The organism is Tritonibacter sp. SIMBA_163, assembly GCF_046535935.1.
Classification (GTDB): Bacteria; Pseudomonadota; Alphaproteobacteria; order Rhodobacterales; family Rhodobacteraceae; genus Epibacterium; species Epibacterium scottomollicae.
Genome location: NZ_JAWJBP010000529.1, coordinates 1 through 267, shown reverse-complemented (window position 1 = coordinate 267; position 267 = coordinate 1). Strand labels below are relative to the sequence as shown.

Here is a 267-nt window from a genome sequence, read left to right as displayed (position 1 = left end):
CTCTAAATTTTCTAGTGCAGTTAAATACTCAATTAATAATGGTTGATCTGAAACATAGCCGATTTTTCTTTTAAACTCATTTGATAGAGGATAATTCAATTTTTTCCCTTCAAATAAAACATCACCCTCTTGCTTTTCAATTAATCCTAAAAGTATCTGTAATAATGTTGTTTTCCCGGCACCGTTTGATCCCAAAATAAACGTAATATCATTCTCTTCTAAGTCTAAAGATATATTATCCAAAATGATTTTTTCCCGCTCAAATAC

At 29.6% G+C, this 267-nt stretch carries 1 protein-coding gene; it reads right to left on the bottom strand.

The features are described from left to right. On the bottom strand, positions 1-267 hold a 267-nt coding region (locus R0J92_RS23395), incomplete at both ends, for an ATP-binding cassette domain-containing protein (RefSeq protein ID WP_411053435.1).